Annotated in this window: 14 protein-coding genes and 1 pseudogene; 10 read left to right on the top strand and 5 right to left on the bottom strand. The window is 33.5% G+C overall.

Annotated elements, in window-relative coordinates; genetic code table 11:
* Positions 1-97 precede the first annotated feature (97 nt).
* Positions 98-628, top strand: a complete 531-nt coding sequence (locus tag WFN33_RS00840) for a hypothetical protein (protein WP_336950871.1) — start codon at positions 98-100, stop codon at positions 626-628.
* Positions 629-695: 67 nt separating this feature from the next.
* On the opposite strand, the gene WFN33_RS00845 is transcribed toward WFN33_RS00840, so the two are convergent.
* The 4 genes from WFN33_RS00845 to WFN33_RS00860 all read right to left on the bottom strand — a co-directional run bounded on the left by WFN33_RS00845 (position 696) and on the right by WFN33_RS00860 (position 3,871).
* Entirely contained in the window at positions 696-1,991 is a 1,296-nt protein-coding gene (locus WFN33_RS00845) for a Y-family DNA polymerase (RefSeq protein ID WP_336950872.1), read from the bottom strand.
* Positions 1,988-2,605 (bottom strand): LexA family protein, encoded by a 618-nt coding sequence (locus WFN33_RS00850; protein WP_336950873.1) that lies wholly within the window; start codon positions 2,603-2,605, stop codon positions 1,988-1,990. Before WFN33_RS00850 ends, WFN33_RS00845 begins: the two co-directional genes overlap by 4 nt.
* A 92-nt stretch (positions 2,606-2,697) precedes the next feature.
* Positions 2,698-3,342, bottom strand: a complete 645-nt coding sequence (locus tag WFN33_RS00855; RefSeq protein WP_336950874.1) for an SOS response-associated peptidase — start codon at positions 3,340-3,342, stop codon at positions 2,698-2,700.
* 295 nt (positions 3,343-3,637) lie between these two features.
* Complete coding sequence (locus tag WFN33_RS00860; protein WP_336950875.1) at positions 3,638-3,871, bottom strand: hypothetical protein; 234 nt, start codon at positions 3,869-3,871, stop codon at positions 3,638-3,640.
* 1,020 nt (positions 3,872-4,891) lie between these two features.
* On the opposite strand from WFN33_RS00860, the gene WFN33_RS00865 reads away from it, so the two are divergent.
* From WFN33_RS00865 to WFN33_RS20400, 5 genes and pseudogenes are all read left to right on the top strand, one after another.
* Entirely contained in the window at positions 4,892-5,800 is a 909-nt protein-coding gene (locus WFN33_RS00865) for a tyrosine-type recombinase/integrase (RefSeq protein WP_336950876.1), read from the top strand.
* Between the two features lie 309 nt (positions 5,801-6,109).
* Complete coding sequence (locus WFN33_RS00870) at positions 6,110-9,859, top strand: YadA-like family protein (RefSeq protein WP_336950877.1); 3,750 nt, start codon at positions 6,110-6,112, stop codon at positions 9,857-9,859.
* 103 nt (positions 9,860-9,962) lie between these two features.
* Positions 9,963-10,796: an OmpA family protein gene (locus WFN33_RS00875; RefSeq protein WP_336950878.1), complete on the top strand. Its 834-nt coding sequence runs from the start codon at positions 9,963-9,965 to the stop codon at positions 10,794-10,796.
* 199 nt (positions 10,797-10,995) lie between these two features.
* Positions 10,996-11,574 (top strand): hypothetical protein, encoded by a 579-nt coding sequence (locus WFN33_RS00880; protein ID WP_336950879.1) that lies wholly within the window; start codon positions 10,996-10,998, stop codon positions 11,572-11,574.
* A gap of 196 nt (positions 11,575-11,770) precedes the next feature.
* Positions 11,771-11,845: pseudogene (locus WFN33_RS20400) on the top strand (transposase); the annotation flags it as partial.
* A gap of 103 nt (positions 11,846-11,948) precedes the next feature.
* Here the strand turns inward: WFN33_RS20400 and WFN33_RS00885 are convergent.
* On the bottom strand, positions 11,949-12,935 hold the full coding sequence (locus WFN33_RS00885; protein WP_336950880.1) for a response regulator transcription factor: 987 nt from the start codon (positions 12,933-12,935) through the stop codon (positions 11,949-11,951).
* A 248-nt stretch (positions 12,936-13,183) separates the two neighbouring features.
* Here WFN33_RS00885 and WFN33_RS00890 point away from each other — a divergent pair, with 248 nt between their 5' ends.
* The 4 genes from WFN33_RS00890 (at position 13,184) to WFN33_RS00905 (ending at position 16,820) form a co-directional block, all read left to right on the top strand.
* Complete coding sequence (locus WFN33_RS00890) at positions 13,184-14,044, top strand: DUF4344 domain-containing metallopeptidase (protein WP_336950881.1); 861 nt, start codon at positions 13,184-13,186, stop codon at positions 14,042-14,044.
* A gap of 570 nt (positions 14,045-14,614) precedes the next feature.
* Positions 14,615-14,827: a hypothetical protein gene (locus tag WFN33_RS00895; protein WP_336950882.1), complete on the top strand. Its 213-nt coding sequence runs from the start codon at positions 14,615-14,617 to the stop codon at positions 14,825-14,827.
* Between the two features lie 304 nt (positions 14,828-15,131).
* Positions 15,132-15,983: a 3'(2'),5'-bisphosphate nucleotidase CysQ family protein gene (locus WFN33_RS00900; RefSeq protein WP_336950883.1), complete on the top strand. Its 852-nt coding sequence runs from the start codon at positions 15,132-15,134 to the stop codon at positions 15,981-15,983.
* Between the two features lie 108 nt (positions 15,984-16,091).
* Complete coding sequence (locus WFN33_RS00905) at positions 16,092-16,820, top strand: histidine phosphatase family protein (RefSeq protein ID WP_336950884.1); 729 nt, start codon at positions 16,092-16,094, stop codon at positions 16,818-16,820.
* The last annotated feature ends 192 nt before the right edge of the window (positions 16,821-17,012 follow it).

Raw genomic sequence — 17,012 nt, forward strand, 5'->3', positions numbered from 1 at the left:
AACAGTAATAATTAAAAAAAATATTTAGCATAGAATTTTAAACTTGTTATTAAATTTATGGAATAACTAAAACTTTCATTAAAATTGAGGATTAATTATGTCAAACTCTAATATAGATAACGAAGTGGTTAAGAATCTCAGTAAAGAACAACGTGAGCAATTAAATGCTGACCCAATTTCTGGAGAGCCTGGTGCTCATCCAATTGGTACAGGAGTTGGAGCAGTAGGTGGTGCTGCTGGAGGTGCAGCCATTGGTGCTGTTGGAGGACCAATAGGAGTGGCAATTGGTGGAGTAGTTGGTGCTGTTGTCGGTGGGTTAGCTGGTAAGAATGTTGCTGAAGCTGTTAATCCGACTGAAGAAGATATATATTGGCGAGAAACTTATATTTCACGCCCATACTATAAAGAAACTATTCATATACATGATGATTTAGACTACGATCGTGATTATCATGATGCATATCTACTAGGTTATACATCTAGAAGTAATTATCCATATGAGACCAAATTTGAAGAAGTGGAATCAGATCTCAAGCTTCAATGGGAAAAAACAAAGCGTGAGTCTCGATTAAAATGGGAAGAGGCTAAACATGCTGTGAAAGATGCATGGGAAAGAGTGACACGTTAAACAATATTAAAAAAATAGTTCCTTACATATAAGGGGCTATTTTTTATAATTTAAATCTTCCATTTCCTTAACTGACTTTAATAAATCCATTCTTTGTAAAATAATTCTTAGACAACATGTCTCGACTCATAGACCACTTTCGATCTTTGAAATAGCAGGGTCCGACTGAAATCTTAGCTTTGCCAAATTTACTTTGAATATCTTCATAAGCCTGCATCAAATTCTCATTTAGTGCTCTTGTTTCATGATCTGAAAGTAAGTCGGGTATATGATTTGATTTCAGAATTAACTCTGAATAAAACACACCACACTTTTTGTACTTGATACCTGGTTTATATATCTTCTCAAGTAAACGATATGCAACTTCAACCAAATCTAAAACACAATCAGTGGGCTCAACAAATTTATAAGTTTGTGCTTTGCTGTAATACGGCACAGAAGCGTCAAAAGGGTTTGATTGAACAAATGCAGTAATCACTCCACACAATAGCTTTTCTTTTCTCAATCGACCTACGGCATCTTGAACATATTTCGACATTGCTTCTTTTAAATCCTGAAGCTCAGTGATTTTCACACCAAACGAACGACTGGCCACTATTTGCTGCTTTGGCTTGGGTTGATCATCAATTGGCATACATGAGATGCCTTGAAGCTCTAATACTGTCCTTTGCATACAGACAGTGAACATTTTCCCCAAGATTGGAGGATTCGCTTTAGATAAATCTAAAACAGTCTTAATCCCCATATCATTAAGCTTTTTATTCTGCTTTCTCCCTACTCCCCATACTTCGCCAACCTCAACCAGCGACCAAAAATAATCACGGTGCCTTGGGGCCATATTTGCTAAATCACAGACTCCATTAAATCTTTTTCCTTTCTTGGCCATGTGATTCGCGATTTTTGCTTCAGTCTTTGATCTTCCTATACCAATAGAAACAGGCAATCCAATCCATTGTTGAATACGTTCGCGCATGCCTTGACAGTACGCAACAAGATCATAGTTATGTTTAAAGCTTGTCAGATCTAGAAAGCATTCATCTATGCTGTAAATCTCTTGTTCATGAGGTGCGACATATCCGGCTAAGATTGAATGAAATCTACGTGACATTTCAGCATATATAGCATAGTTACTTGAAAGTACTTGAACGTTATTTTTTTGGACTACATCTTTTATCTGGAAGAGCGGAACGCCCATTTTAATTCCCATTGCCTTTGCTTCATTGCTACGGGCTACTGCACATCCATCATTGTTTGAGAGTACGATTACAGGAATATTGTTCAGCTTGGGGTTAAAGAAACGTTCACATGAGACATAGCAATTATTGATATCAATAAGAGCAAATATCTTTTCTTCATGTTTCATTTTAAGTTCTTAATAATTTTAGTGACTACACCCCAAATTACTAATTCTTGTTCATTGCAGGGGATAATTGGTTTGTATTCAATATTCTCAGGTTTGAGCCATACTGCTGGCAAATTTCTAAGATCATTTTCATTATGAAAAATATCAAACAATTCATCATGAGACATTCGCTGTGTAATCATCATTCTTTTCACAGTGAAATCATTGTCGATGAATGCGATAACGATATCTTGATGCTGTGAGCGAATACTTCTATCGACAATCAAATAATCATTGATATCAATTCCAATGTCTTTCATCGAAAGTGATTCAACTTGAACAATGAATGTAGCTTCCTTGTTTGAAATCAGAAGATCATTCATATCTAAATTTTTATCAATGTAATCTTCAGCTGGAGAAGGGAAACCCGCAGCAATTTTATTTAGAACTAATGGAATAGAATACTTTGTAGTTGCTTGAAATGACGATATTCTGGATATATCAGATAGGCATCTCGATTTAAAAGAAAGTGCTCTAATATCAATAACTTTTGAATCTTTTAAGTGGGCTAGACTTGCTTCATTTAGCTTTAACAACTTTGCTTTTGATGAACTGTCATCTAATTTAATATCCATAAAAACACCACTTGATTACGTTACATATTCAAGAGTTTAGATTGTATGTTTTAAAATTTCAAATTTAAAAGCTGTGGATAATCATAGGTGATCTAAAATAGATCACTTTGTTTCGGTGATTCAGATGAATGGTCACGTGAAAATGTGACAAACTCATCACGCATTTCAAAGAAATATTCATGTGCGTTTTCACGATCCACGTTTAGCCAGTCGTTCCTATATTCTTGTGGTATCACTATGATCGATCTTTTCTCGTCATTTGGTGCATGAAACTGTTTCATAAAAGGGTGGTTGTCTGAATTGATCGTAAGCATTGAAAAAGATCTGATTCTTTGCCCATCGACTACTGCATCATCATATATACCAGCAACGGTGAATGGTTGGTCGTCCTTACGTTTAATTCCGTACCAATGGCTTTTACCATCTATGTATTTTGGTTCATAGAATTCTTGAACTGGTACAAGGCAAAATTTGCTGTAAGTCCAAGCATGACGAAAGCTTGGCTTATCCGCTACTGTTTCAGTTCTTGCATTATATGTATGAGTTCCAAACTTTAAATCTTTAGCCCATTTGGGAATTAAGCCAAATCGCCCAAAATCCAAATCAAATCCCTTCATTATGATCGGGGCAGAATATAGTGGGTAGACATGAGATTTCAGATCAAGTTCTAGCTGATCGACTTCGACATCAAGTAAGGCGAGAGCTTCTCGGGTGGGAATTTCATAGTTTGAGCACATTTCTTATTCTCGACATGAAAAACTGAATGCTTTGTATAAATACCTTATCCCTTATATTTATAGAAAGGTATACTAATTTGTAGCGTTTGCTTAATGTAGAAGTAGAGCCAGTTTTTTCAATCTAAATCTTTCCTTTTAACTGCTGTAGTTGCAGATCTTTGGATAATTTTGCTTATAGTTAGCTAATTATTGGTTGAGCACTCAGTTGATGTAGAAAGATTGAGGGAGCATAGCCCTCTGAGTGAGGGCTTTTTTTAAATTTAGTATTATTAAATTACTTCAGTTTATTAGAAATTTAAATAACATCATTTTCAGAGGCTTTTCTTACAATAACTGTTCCACTTGAATTTGTTATATATGGTTTAAAGCGGTCACTATTGATAAACTGTATATACTTTTGTACATGTTTATTTTCAATTACATTATCTTGAAGCTTACAGACTCTAGAGCGACCAATAAATAGTCGTATACCTGGTTGGGCAATATCATATTTTCTTAAAATTTTTTTTCCTAAAACAAGTATACTCATTAAAAAACGATGATAAATATAATAATTTTCTGGCCAGTCTGGTGTTCTTTTAAGCCAATCTGGATCATCACCATAAGATGGTTTTGTAACATAACAAGTAGTATCGATACGAATTACAACATGAAAATCAAAGTCAATGCCTTTTATTTCTAGAACTTCAATTTCTTTATTATCTAAATTTAACCCATGTATTTCTTTGAAGTCGAATGTTTTATATGTTTCCTAACTGTATGATATTCCATCAACTTTTAAAATTTGCACAACTTATGCTCTTGTCAATTAGTAATATATATCTTTTAATGATTCTATACAAATTTTCTAAAACAACAATATCTCTATAGTCCACTACCCTAAACTCTTAAAACTTGAGTAAGTGCAGGGTAAAGAAATCACATTATGGATTATTGATACAGTTGCTAAATAGACGCTTAAATTCTCTACTAAATTTAGAACCACTCTCATTGCTCAGTTTTCTCGGATCGCTTGCAATACTTACTTCTTGTAGAAGCATCCTTAAACTTGATTTATTTAATCATATGGCCTTAGACGGGGTAAGGGAATATAAATCAATGGTTAACAAACTTACATCAATGTAATTCTATTAAATAAACCTGAATTTATAAAGAAAAAAAGTAAATTTAAAACTCTATTATGGAAAATAGTAAACATGATTTAATACATTGTAAAATTATTTATGTATTTGAAATTATTTAATTTTATTTTGGTTTGCTGATAGGTAAAAGTTAGGACATATTGAAGAATGTTACTTACCGAATTCTCAATAAAATTATACGAATAACAACAGCTACATTTAAGAATTTATTAAAAATATAAATTCATTTAATTAGATAAGAATTATTATTGTACATCTATTATAAAAAAATTGAAATTAACACCAGAAAATATTTATGATAATTCTAATAAATGGAAAATATTATTTTTATAATAAATCTTTTTAATAAGCATTTAATTTAGTTAAATAACCATCCTTAATTTACTATTTATTTAGGTAATAATGTGATGAGTATCAACTTCGATGATCTTTTAGATAAGTTTTTTGCATATCATGTGTTGAGATCGGATAGTCAAATGACATATAAAAAAATTATTCATTATTTTATAAAATCTCATCAAAAGATTTCACCAGAACAACTTACAGTAGATGATGTGATCAAATGGAGGAAAAGTGTATTGAAACAAGTTAAACCTGTAAGCTGGAATACCTATGCGAGACATTTACATGCATTAATTAATTTTGGAATAAAACAAAAATTATTGAAACGCTCGGATAATCCCTTTAGTAAAGTTCAAATAAAATCTGATACAAAGTCTATTAAATATTTAAATAACTACCAGATAAAACAACTTGAAATTTTTTTAAGAGAATGTCACCAACGTAAAAAATTAAAATTTATTAAACCAATATGGTTTTTTATAACTATTGTGAAAAGTTTTCAATATACAGGTATGAGAAAAAAACAACTACTTAATTTAAAAATACAAGACATCAAACTAAATGAAGGAATAATCTATATTGATGGAATTTACAATAAAAACCATAAAAGTCATCAAATACCCATATCAAGTAAGCTGAAACCATATTTAGAAGAATTACTTGAACAACATAGAAAATTAAATTCCTCCTCTGTCGATCAGTTATTTAATATAAACTGTTTTAAATATCAAAATATAATAGTGAGAAAAATGTCAATATATCAAATAGATGCGATATTTAGATATTTATCAATAGAGGTTAATTTTAAAATTAGCCCCCATCGTTTTAGACATACTGTTGCAACAACAATTTTAAGAAATAGCAATAATATTTATATGGCGCAAAAAATACTTGGGCATCAGTCGATCAGAACAACAATGCAATATATAGGCCACGATATAGAATTATTACGCAATGGAATTGAGATGATTTAATTAATCTAAACAGTAATTTAAAACAATAAAATGAAGAAATAGGCAGTTGATATACAATCAACTACTGTTTATTTTGTGATGTAGTATACATTAGCATTAATATAAAGCAAGTAAATCACAAATGAAGAGGATTCATGTTCTCTATCAATTTTAAAATTATTCTCAATTTGTTCAAAAAACAAGCAAAAAAATATTTTTTATATCGTTAAAGTTAAATAAAAGAGCAAAAACAGGCAGTTGATTGTATATCAACTGCCTGTTTTTTATTTGGAAGCTCAAAAATTAATAGATTAGTTTGAGGTAATTGTAATGAATAAGGTTTACAAAGTTATTTGGCATGCAACATTAGGTGCGTGGGTAGCAGTATCAGAAACAACTAAAGGGAGAACTAAAAGTAAGACCAAGGCTATAATTGGTGGTGCTCTTGTTATGAGTACAGTATTTGGTGGTAATACATACGCAGCGAAATCAGCTCTCCCTGAAACAACAACTAGTACTGGTGTAGTCGAACCTTCAAATGTTTGTTTGACACAATCTAATGATCCAGGAGTTGCAACAGACAGTGAATGGGTATGTATGGGGCAAACAGCTACAGGTGGAATTGCCTTAATTAACGGTGTTACTGCTAATCCCCTTGACGCAGGCACGTATAATTTGGATTCAAATTCTTCAGGAAAAAATGCAGTTGCTATAGGTTCACTTTCAACAATTGCTGCTGCTGAGAATTCTATTGCTTTAGGAAATGGGGCAAATGCAAATCAGAAAAATAGTGTTGCCATTGGTAATGCAGCAACTGTAGATTATCGAAGTGGTAGTATTGCCATTGGAGATAATGCACAAGTAATTTTAGGAAGTCATGTCAATGACGTAAATGGTAAAACAGGTTCAATTTCTATTGGTTTAAATTCCCGTTCGATAGGTGGCAGTGAAACTGTTATTGGAGCATATGCAGGAACAGATGCTCAAAGATTTGATGATGGTGCAAGAAATGTCTATGGATCAGACAGTGTATTGATAGGTAGCCAAGCAGGGCGAAACTCGCAATATTTGTATGCTACTTATGTAGGAGATGAGGCTGGTCGTAATAGTATTGGTGATCATAATACTTATGTTGGACAAAATGCAGCTCGCTGGAGAACAGGGGGGTCGAATGTAGCATTAGGTAGTAATGCACTTATTGGTACTAGTGATAGTACTAATTTATACGGTAATTATAATACCGCACTCGGTACTGCCGCTGGTGCAAGTTTAGAGGGTAATTTCAATACTGCTGTGGGGCACTATGCAGCATATAATCTTAAAGGAAATTCAAATACTGTTACAGGGAACTTTGCGGCAGATAGACTTAAGGGAAATTCAAATACATTCAATGGTAACTCGGCTGGAAGCACTGTAGAAGGGAACAATAATGTTGGTGTTGGTCAACTTGCATTAGGGTTTACAAATGGTGACGAGAATGTAGCTGTTGGTTATCAAGCTGGAATTTCAACTCGAGGCAGTAATAACATCATGTTAGGTGCTAATTCAGGTACAGATTATGCTTTAACTGATTACAGTGTAATGATTGGGTCTAATTCTACGGCAACGCAAAATTTTGCTGTTGCAATAGGAGCTTCTTCTGAAGTTAGTAAAGAAAATGCAGTTGCGTTAGGTAGTAATTCAAATACTGCTAGTGATGCCACAACAGAAACAAATGCAGTATTAAATGGTTTAACGTATGGACTATTTGCTGGTCAAGTAACAGATAAGGGTATGCAAGTATCTGTTGGTTCAATAGGGGCTGAACGTCAAATAAAAAATGTTGGTTCAGGAGCAATATCCGAAACCAGTACTGATGCTATTAATGGTAGTCAACTTTATGCAACCAATGCAATATTAGGTAATGTTGGTAATGATGTGACCAATATTTTAGGTGGAAATGCTGTTTTAAATCAGAATGGTAGTATCAGCTATACTAATATCGGTGGTACTGGGAAAAATACGGTTGATGAAGCTATTGAAGCATCAAGAACTGAGGTTGCTGGAGGTACGAATGTAGCAGGTATTGTGAAAAGTACAGGTACTAATGGACAAGATATTTACACAGTTAATGCAAAAGGCTCAACAACTTCAGCAGGATCAAGTGCAGTAACTGTAACAGCAGGATCAGCTGATTCCAACAATGTGACTGATTATGCTGTAGATTTAAGTCAATCAACTAAGGATAGTTTAGTTAAAGCTGATACAGCATTACAAAGTGTAGTGACTCAGATTGATGGTGTTGATGTTAAGAACGTCAATAAAGATGACAACAAAGTAAACTTTGTGACAGGTGATAATGTTGAATTAAAAGCCAATGCCGATGGCAGTATTCAAATTGGCACAGCAGCAGATGTTAACTTCACTACAGTGAATACTACTAATCTATCTGTAACTGGTGAAACCAAGTTAGGCGATAGCTTCACAGTGAATAATGGTGGTAGCTATTATAGTGGACCAATCAGTGAAGCGACACATATAGTGAATAAAAACTATGTCGATACTACTGCAGCATCATCTAAAACAGAAGTTGACCAAGGAAAAAATATTCAGATCAGTTCTACTACTGGAGCAGATGGTCAAACGATTTATACTGTGGCTACAGCTGATGATGTCGACTTTAATAAAGTATCCGTTGGAGATACTACTATTACATCAAATGGATTAGTTATTACGAATGGACCAAGCATTACTAAAAATGGAATCAGTGCGGGAGACCAAAAAATAACTGATGTTGCAGAAGGTGTGATTAGTGCAGACTCTAAAGAAGCGATCAATGGTAGTCAGCTTTATAGTTTAGGTAGCAATCTGACCCAAATCTTTGGCGGCAATGCACTTTATGAGAATAACCAGATTAGCTGGAGCAATATTGGTGATACTGGCCAGAATAACATTGATGATGCAATTAAATATGTCAATGATAAGGCTGCAAATGCAAATCAAGGATGGAAGGTCACTACAGATTCTGGATCAAATGCGACAAGTACTGTTAAACCGAGCGATACAGTAAATATCAATGGCGATACAGTTAGCGGAGTTACTGTTAAGAATACAGGCAATAATATTACAGTTGGATTGAGTGATCAAATTCAGGTTGGATCAGGAAGTAAAGCGGTATCGATTGATGGTAACGCTGGAACAATCCAAGTTGGTGATGTTCATATTGATGGCGCTAAAGGAAATATAACTGCGGGTCAAGTCACTGTAAATGGTGAAGCTGGTACCGTAAACGGTTTAACCAATACCACATGGAATCCAAATAATATTGTTTCTGGTCAAGCTGCTACAGAAGATCAATTAAAGCAGGTTGTGCAAGATGCGACACAGGCTGCAACTGCTGCAAAATCAACAGTCACTGCTGGCGACAATATTGCAGTCTCTACCAGTAAAAATGCAGATGGTAGTACAAACTATCAAGTGGCAACTCAAAAAGATGTGAGTTTTGATACGGTTAAATCAGGTTTAGTTACAAGCGATAAAATAACGGTTGGAAATGTCGTTATCGATCAAGCGGGTATCAATGCCGGAGAAAATAAAGTAACGAATGTTGCAAATGGAACCATTAGCTCAACATCAACAGATGCTATAAATGGTTCACAATTACATTCAAGCAATACCAACATATATAACTACTTAGGTGGTGGTGCTAATTATGAGACCAATACAGGTCCAACTTATAACGTAGGTAGTGGTTCGTATAATAATGTGGGTGATGCTCTTAACTCATTAGATCAAAGTGTAACCAATGTAAGCAATCGACTTGAACAAGCTTTTTATACAACGAACAAACGTATTGATGATGTAGAAAATCGCGCTAATGCGGGTAATGCACAAGCATTAGCTACAGCAGGTTTACCACAGGCTTATATCCCTGGGAAAAGCATGATGGCAATCAGTGGTGGTACATTCCGTGGCGAAAGTGGCTACGCGATAGGAATGTCATCAATATCGGATACTGGGCGCTGGGTGTTCAAAATAAGTGGAAGTGGTAACTCTCGTGGCGATTTCGGTGGAACAATCGGCACAGGAATTCAATGGTAATTTTTAAAAAAGGTCAGATGCTTTTAAATCCTTAAAAGTATCTGGCACTACAATTGATTGAATTCAAATTACCTAAAAAACAGAATTTTGCGAGATTTGAGATATGAAAAAATTAATTATATTTGGTTTACTTGCTGGACTAATGTGTGGATGTACTACTGGAACAATCATTACTCCAGAAGGTACAACGGACCAACCTAAATGGCACAAAGTAGAAAAGGTCATCTTTAACAAAGATTCAGGAACCTTTCCAAATTTACAAAGTTTAAATCAGATCAGAGAAGGAATGACCAAAGATCAGCTTTATGAATTAATGGGTCGTCCACAATATGACGATGGTTGGAGACCACGAGAATGGAATTATTTATTTCATTTTACAACCCCTGATCAAGGTGAAAATAATATAACGACGTGCCAATTCAAGGTTCTATTTGATCAAAATATGTATGCGCGTAGTTTTTATTGGAATCCAATCAATCCTCAAGATGGCGTATGTCCTCCAGCTTTAACGTCTCCAGCAAAGGAACAGATTCCAGAGAAAGTATCAACAAAGCGTTATACCTTTGGCACAGATGCATTATTTACATTTGATAAAAGTGATATTCAAGATTTGAATCCGAAAGGTCGAGTCGATCTAGATAATCTAATTGCAGAATTGGAGCAATTTAAAGTACTCAACTCTATCAGAATTACTGGTTACACTGATCGATTAGGATCAATGTCTTATAATCAAAAGCTTTCTCAAGATCGTGCTGAAAGTTTAAAACAGTATTTAGCCAATCGAGGGGTGAATCTCAATATCGTGAGTTCACAAGGACGGGGACCTGCACAACCTGTTACAGAGTGTGAAAACAATTTATCGAGAACAGAACTCATCAATTGTTTAGCTCCTAACCGTCGAGTTGTGATTGATGTTGATGGCTATATTGAAAAGTGATCCATCAGTAGCATTTTTAGAAATATTTTTGAAGTGCTGATTGGATAGACTCTTGAATAAATAATCTGTTGTTATAGGAAGAACTTTTTTTATTCAAATTATCTCAATTAAAAGTTTAAAAAAATCGATGAACCAACTTTTTTAGGAAAGTTGGTACATTCATTTTTTTTAAAATTCAGATAAAGTAAGAGAAATACTGATGTCAAAAAAGACAATAATATGTTTGTGGTGGTTGAAAGATAAAAACTTTAAAATTTTAATTGGAAATTTAAGTCTAAAATTAAGAATAGGCATCCTAAAAATCTTAATTTTAATGGCAGTAAAATTAGATTGTAAGGAAAGTATATTAAAGATTTCATCGAAAGAACTTTTACTAGATATAAAAGTAATTGTTGCATCACTAAATTGGTTATCTAATATTAAAATGATTACGCTGGTAGGTGTGAAAGGCGAGGCGGATAATATACAGCATTTAGTTAAATATTCATTTCAAGAAGAAACTCTTAGAGAATTATATCAAGACTGTTGGGTAGAATTACCAAATTATAAAATTCTAAAATTTATTAGAAAAACAAATAACAATCAATCTATTACTTATGAGGCGATAATTAATTATTTAATGATGATCAAAGGACCAAAGAAGCATAGTAATCACTTAGAACAACTCATTTATGATGAAGAATATTTAAAAGGGAATTATAAAGGTACTTGGAGAGAACTTTTAGTTAAATATGGCTTGGTTGAATTTTTAGAGGTGTATTATGTGGAAATTTATTAAGAGTTTTAACACTCTAAATATTTATTTAATGATTTCTTTAATTATTCTTTTAATGCTCTTAGGTTTATATTTTATTTAAAATGAAAAATACTGTATGAATATTCTCCAAAATTTTAGACACACGTAGGCCTCTATTGGACTGCTATCACTCTCCTAGACAAATATAGTCTATTCTTTTTGCATAGGAGAGAACCTTATGAGTGGACAAAGATATAATCCAGAATTTGAAGATGAATCTGTTAAATTGATTACCGAACGTGGATATTCTGTCGAATCAGGCTTCATTCGCATCTCGATGGGATGAGCCCAGAAGCCTTTGACGCAGCTTCAAAATGAGGCTGTCTCATGTCTAGGATACTGGGAGCAGTCCAATATTAACTATTTTTGAGTGCTCTACTTAATTGAATTTTATTATTTACGCCTAATTGACTATAAGCTCTTTGTAAATAAGTACGAACAGTACTAGGACTTAACTCTACCTGCATTGCAATTTGTTTATAAGAGTAGCCTTCAGCAAACAAACATGAAACATGATATTCGCGAGGTGATAAAGTTAGAATTTTTTTAATATTACTTAGTTCAATATAAAAATTTCCATCATTTTTACTAATATTGATAGTTTGTTTACCTATATGTATTTTATGTTGATTTTGATAAATAAGGTTAAGAAAATCAGTAGGCAAAAATACTCCATCCCATTCCTGCCATTCTCTATAAATTAATTCACATAAATGCATGCCAATAGTTAGCACATAACCATCTTCACGGATAAGTCCTGCATGGAACATATTGTTTCTTAGAGAAATTGCTAAAGCATCTTGTAAGTTTTGGCGCCATAATTGAATAATGTGACGAACAGCCTGATTAAAAATAGATTTATCAATGTCTGAAAAACCGACACCAGAATTTCTATATAAAGTGATAAAAAAAATGTGACCAGTAAAAGGATCTTTTATGCATATCGACATACCATGTAATAATTGATATTTCCTACTAAACTGATTTAGTTCAAATGCTTCACTTATATCTTGATAATCGTCTAGATAACTATAGTTATGTACTATGCCAGATAAAGCATGAACAGTCTGTGCAAACTCATCATCAAATGCAAGGCCTTTCCATTCAGATGCGAATTCTAAAGGAAGACCAATAGTCTCCGCTTGATGAAGGCCTAATTGCTGCTTTTTACTGTCGTGGCTGACTAATCCCCACCAAGCTGAATCATAGGGTAGGATTTGTTTTAACTCTTCTAATCCACGCCGTATAAAGTCCGAAGCAAGATATTCTCTAGAAATATTACCTAATTTTAATAAGTAATTACCTAGGAGTTCAATGGTAGTAACTGCTTGAGCATGTTCCAAAAGAAACCTAGCCAGAATAATCAAATTTAAGACCAATAGCATACGCCAATTAAAATATATTCTACAAGTGTCTGCATTTGCAGATTACTTATTTCTATGAAAAGAATAGATAATTTTTTATTATCCACTAACTAGTTACAAATAGAAGATAGTTTTAATAAAATTATTTAATTATATGAATTTTATTAACTATTTAATAGTTTCTAATTATGGACAGAGTACATTTTAAATTATAGGCAACTTAATACATGAAAAAATATTTTTCAACAAATTCTAGATTTTTAGGAATATTCTCTGCTTCTTTAATGACATTTTTGATTCTTACTGGTTGTGAGGATAATTCTGATTCAAAAATTACAAGTTGGAAGTCACAGCCAACAAATGAATCAATTACAGCAAAAGGTAAATTTATTCCAGTTTATGAACCTGCACTCAAGGCAGAGAATAGAATTGAAGAAAATCTTTGGCGTAGTCATAAATTATTAGAAGACTTTACTGATGAAATGAATGATTTTGTTAAAATACCGAGAGATATTAAAGTGATATCTAAAGAATGTAATGAATCTAATGCATTTTATGACCGTGAAAATTATACCATTGAATTATGTTATGAATTAGGTGTGGAAGAACGGAAAATGTTCAGTGATGTAGGTGATTCTGGGGAAGTATTAGATAACTTGCTTTATCAAAGTGCTGTTGGGACTTTATTTCATGAAGCAGGGCATGCACTTATTGCTGTACTTGATCTAAAAATAACAGGCCGTGAAGAAGATGTTGCTGATCAATTGGCAGCTTATATTTTAACTTACAATAATGAAGATAAGGATTATCTAATCACAGTATCAGAGACTTATAGTCTTGCAGCACAAAGAGCTGAGTCATTAGATGATTTACTTTTTTATGATTCACACTCATTAGATGCTCAACGTGCAGTAAATTTTCTATGCTATGTTTATGGATCAGATCCTAAAGGTTTTAATCATCTAATAGGTGATGAGTTACTTAACAAAGATCGTGCTGAGGATTGTGAGTTTGAATATCAACAGATTGTTGATGCTTGGGATTTTCTACTAGGACCATATTTCAAAAATAATTTAGATAAAAAATAGAATTTTTGCACACTAATCTCCGATAATTACTTGTTTGTACTATAGCCCTTAAATTAATTAGGGCTTTTGGAGATTAAAGTTTTTAAATTTATCATACAGATTTAAAGAACAATTCAGAGAGTTAATTAATTTGCTCATGTTAATTAGTGAAAGTTTAATTCTCTTCATACATATATTCTTAAATGGGATGAAAAATGATATTAAAAGCATACTAATAAAGTTGTACACTATTGTGTACATAATATTTGTTTTATTTACTATTAAGGAATTATTTAATTACTAAACAATAACTTATTGTTTGATCAGTCCATATCAAAAAAGATGATCGGTTTTTGCATTCAAGAAACTCCTAAGTTTTTTAAAGTTTAGCAAAGACACGATGAGTGTGTAAATTTTAATAAAATAAATGTGGGATGATGAACTGGATAGCTTACTATTTTCGAATTTCTTTATTGGTCACTAATCGCTAGCGATGGTTTCAAAATTTGAGCCAACTACATATATTGCAATCTAAAGCATTAGATCTAAATGCTATAACACTTAGATCCAAACGATATAAATGAGAATTAAATGAAAATATTAGATATTATAAATTCTGAATTACATCAAGCAGCGATGCTATTAGATAATATTTCAGGAAAAATCCAAGAAGCACCAGAATTGGAAAATAGGGAAAATATTTTGCTTATCGGTAAAGTGCTCAGTCATATTTTTGAACTGCAAAAAAATATATATGAACATAGACCCGATTTAAAAAATATTCATGAACAAAACAACGATTAAAATTCAACGCATCTGAAGCCTGAATTTTAAAGTTGTGAGGAATTATATAAATACAATTAATAAAAACAATATGTTATTGGTTAATTTATCCATATTAAAATGGATTTCATTGGATAAAATTTTAAATAGGTTGAATAGACTTGGAGTAATCTAAATCAAATGAAAATTTAGAAGTCTATATAGTGTTCGAAAAGCACATCTAAGCTCAAGATATTTATTACTTAAAAGTTATTGTTTTCATGCACTCAACATAAAAAAATGGTAGGCTTGTGGACAAAAATCAGACATCCTACAGGTCGGATCAATGTTTATTACCACTCAAGCACCACAAGATGAACAAATTTTAAAATTAGTTCCAGTTTTGGCATCTGCAAGTCAGATCTTGCTCGAGGAATACCAAAATTATTGTGCTGGAAATGCGTTTAATATTGATAAAAAGGATGATCAGTCACCAGTTACCCAAGCTGACTTAAAAGTAAATGCCTATTTAATTGAACAATTAGCTAAAATTACCCCTGAAATTCCAGTTCTATCAGAAGAGAGTGATTATTCTCAACGACATACATGGAATATTTGCTGGATGCTGGATCCTTTGGATGGAACAAAAGAATTTATTCATGAACGTGATGAATTCACCATTAATTTAAGTCTAATTCACAATCACCAAACCATATTCTCAATCATTGCTGTACCTACTGAACAAGTGATGTATTTAGGTTATTTAACAGAATTGCCTTATAAATATTGCTTTATTCATAATACTTGGGAACGTTATTGCAAATTTAAAGCGGTAGAGGAAGATGCAATTCAAATTGGGCTCAGCCATAGCAGTAAAAACCCAAAGTATCAGCAATATATTGATTATATTGAGCAAGAGTCACCTGTAATTAGACGCGAGGCTGGCAGTGCCTATAAGTTTTGTATGATGCTAGAAGGTGAAATCGATATTTATCCAAGATTCCATCCTACCTCTGAGTGGGATACCAGTGCAGGACAAGGATTATTGGAAAGTATTGGTGGCGGATTACTGAGTTTAGCTGCGGTACCATTTACCTATAATCAACGTGATACCGTTTTAAATGATGGATTTATCGCATTTCGGAACATCGAAAATAAAGAAATTGCTTTAGAAGCATTAAGCAATGTGAGCTTTTAATCTGATATACATATGCATTTTATAGATAATTTAACACTTTGAGATTAGATTGAGCGTTTGGCTGCATATGTTATAGTAAGCTTGTATAAAAATGAGTTTTAAGTTGATATGGCCTTAGATTTATTGCCGAACAGTATGCTAAAAGCAATAGATTTATTGCCCGATGCGAAAACACCTGTAACCTTATTCACGCGTCATTCAATTCGTGAGGTTGTGAATGGGCAGGGGCTGGCAGGTTATGATCTGCAATTAACTTCCCAAGGTCGTGATCTAGCCCAAGCTTGGGGCTGTTATTTGATTGAAAATACGGATCGAGTGATCCAACATTGTATTTCAAGCCCCATTCAGCGTTGTGTCGATACCGCGGCTTTGATGATTCAAGGCGCTGACGGAATTTCTCCTTATCCGAATACCCATCATATCGAAATTGTAGAAAAGGGCTTATTGGTTGAGCCGGGAAGCTTTGTGCTGGATATTAAACAGGCTGCTCCCTATTTTAGAGCACAAGGTGCTTTAGGTTTTATCAACAGTTTTGTCAATAATGCCTTACCTGGTATGAAGCATCCGATTACGGGTGTGGTGGATGTGCTTGAATTAATCTATGAAACACATCCTACGCTAAACAACGGTATTAGTTTGGCTGTGAGCCACGATACGATTCTTGCTGCGATTATTGCGGTGATTTCAAAACGTACCTATATCAGTCAAAGTGATTGGCCTGAGATGATGGAAGGGCTATTTGTTTGGTTTGAAGGTGAACGTTTTGCAGATAGTCGTTTAAAATGGATTTGGCGAGGCGAACGTGGTGAATTGTCGATACGAGATTTTCAGCAATAGTTGTTTTTAAATCCAAAAATAATTATGTTGAGTGAATCATATTGATCTTGAAAGTTCCTTCTCTCTTTGTGTAGGTGATGCCTCATCTTGCACTACTCAATCTGTATCCCCGCATACCCACACACAATGGGCGATACCCCCAATCGCCACGCGATAGCGCCACGGTGCCGATAAATAACAACCTAAGACTCA

It is taken from the genome of Acinetobacter sp. AS167, assembly GCF_037152175.1.
Taxonomy (GTDB): domain Bacteria; phylum Pseudomonadota; class Gammaproteobacteria; order Pseudomonadales; family Moraxellaceae; genus Acinetobacter.

What these genes read in the sequence shown, in the direction of transcription:
- WFN33_RS00840 (WP_336950871.1), top strand. Translation starts at nt 98, where the DNA reads ATGTCAAACTCTAATATAGATAACGAAGTGGTTAAGAATCTCAGTAAA.
- WFN33_RS00845 (WP_336950872.1), bottom strand. Translation starts at nt 1,991, where the DNA reads ATGAAACATGAAGAAAAGATATTTGCTCTTATTGATATCAATAATTGC.
- WFN33_RS00850 (WP_336950873.1), bottom strand. Translation starts at nt 2,605, where the DNA reads ATGGATATTAAATTAGATGACAGTTCATCAAAAGCAAAGTTGTTAAAG.
- WFN33_RS00855 (WP_336950874.1), bottom strand. Translation starts at nt 3,342, where the DNA reads ATGTGCTCAAACTATGAAATTCCCACCCGAGAAGCTCTCGCCTTACTT.
- WFN33_RS00860 (WP_336950875.1), bottom strand. Translation starts at nt 3,871, where the DNA reads ATGAGTATACTTGTTTTAGGAAAAAAAATTTTAAGAAAATATGATATT.
- WFN33_RS00865 (WP_336950876.1), top strand. Translation starts at nt 4,892, where the DNA reads ATGAGTATCAACTTCGATGATCTTTTAGATAAGTTTTTTGCATATCAT.
- WFN33_RS00870 (WP_336950877.1), top strand. Translation starts at nt 6,110, where the DNA reads ATGAATAAGGTTTACAAAGTTATTTGGCATGCAACATTAGGTGCGTGG.
- WFN33_RS00875 (WP_336950878.1), top strand. Translation starts at nt 9,963, where the DNA reads ATGAAAAAATTAATTATATTTGGTTTACTTGCTGGACTAATGTGTGGA.
- WFN33_RS00880 (WP_336950879.1), top strand. Translation starts at nt 10,996, where the DNA reads ATGTCAAAAAAGACAATAATATGTTTGTGGTGGTTGAAAGATAAAAAC.
- WFN33_RS00890 (WP_336950881.1), top strand. Translation starts at nt 13,184, where the DNA reads ATGAAAAAATATTTTTCAACAAATTCTAGATTTTTAGGAATATTCTCT.
- WFN33_RS00895 (WP_336950882.1), top strand. Translation starts at nt 14,615, where the DNA reads ATGAAAATATTAGATATTATAAATTCTGAATTACATCAAGCAGCGATG.
- WFN33_RS00900 (WP_336950883.1), top strand. Translation starts at nt 15,132, where the DNA reads ATGTTTATTACCACTCAAGCACCACAAGATGAACAAATTTTAAAATTA.
- WFN33_RS00905 (WP_336950884.1), top strand. Translation starts at nt 16,092, where the DNA reads ATGGCCTTAGATTTATTGCCGAACAGTATGCTAAAAGCAATAGATTTA.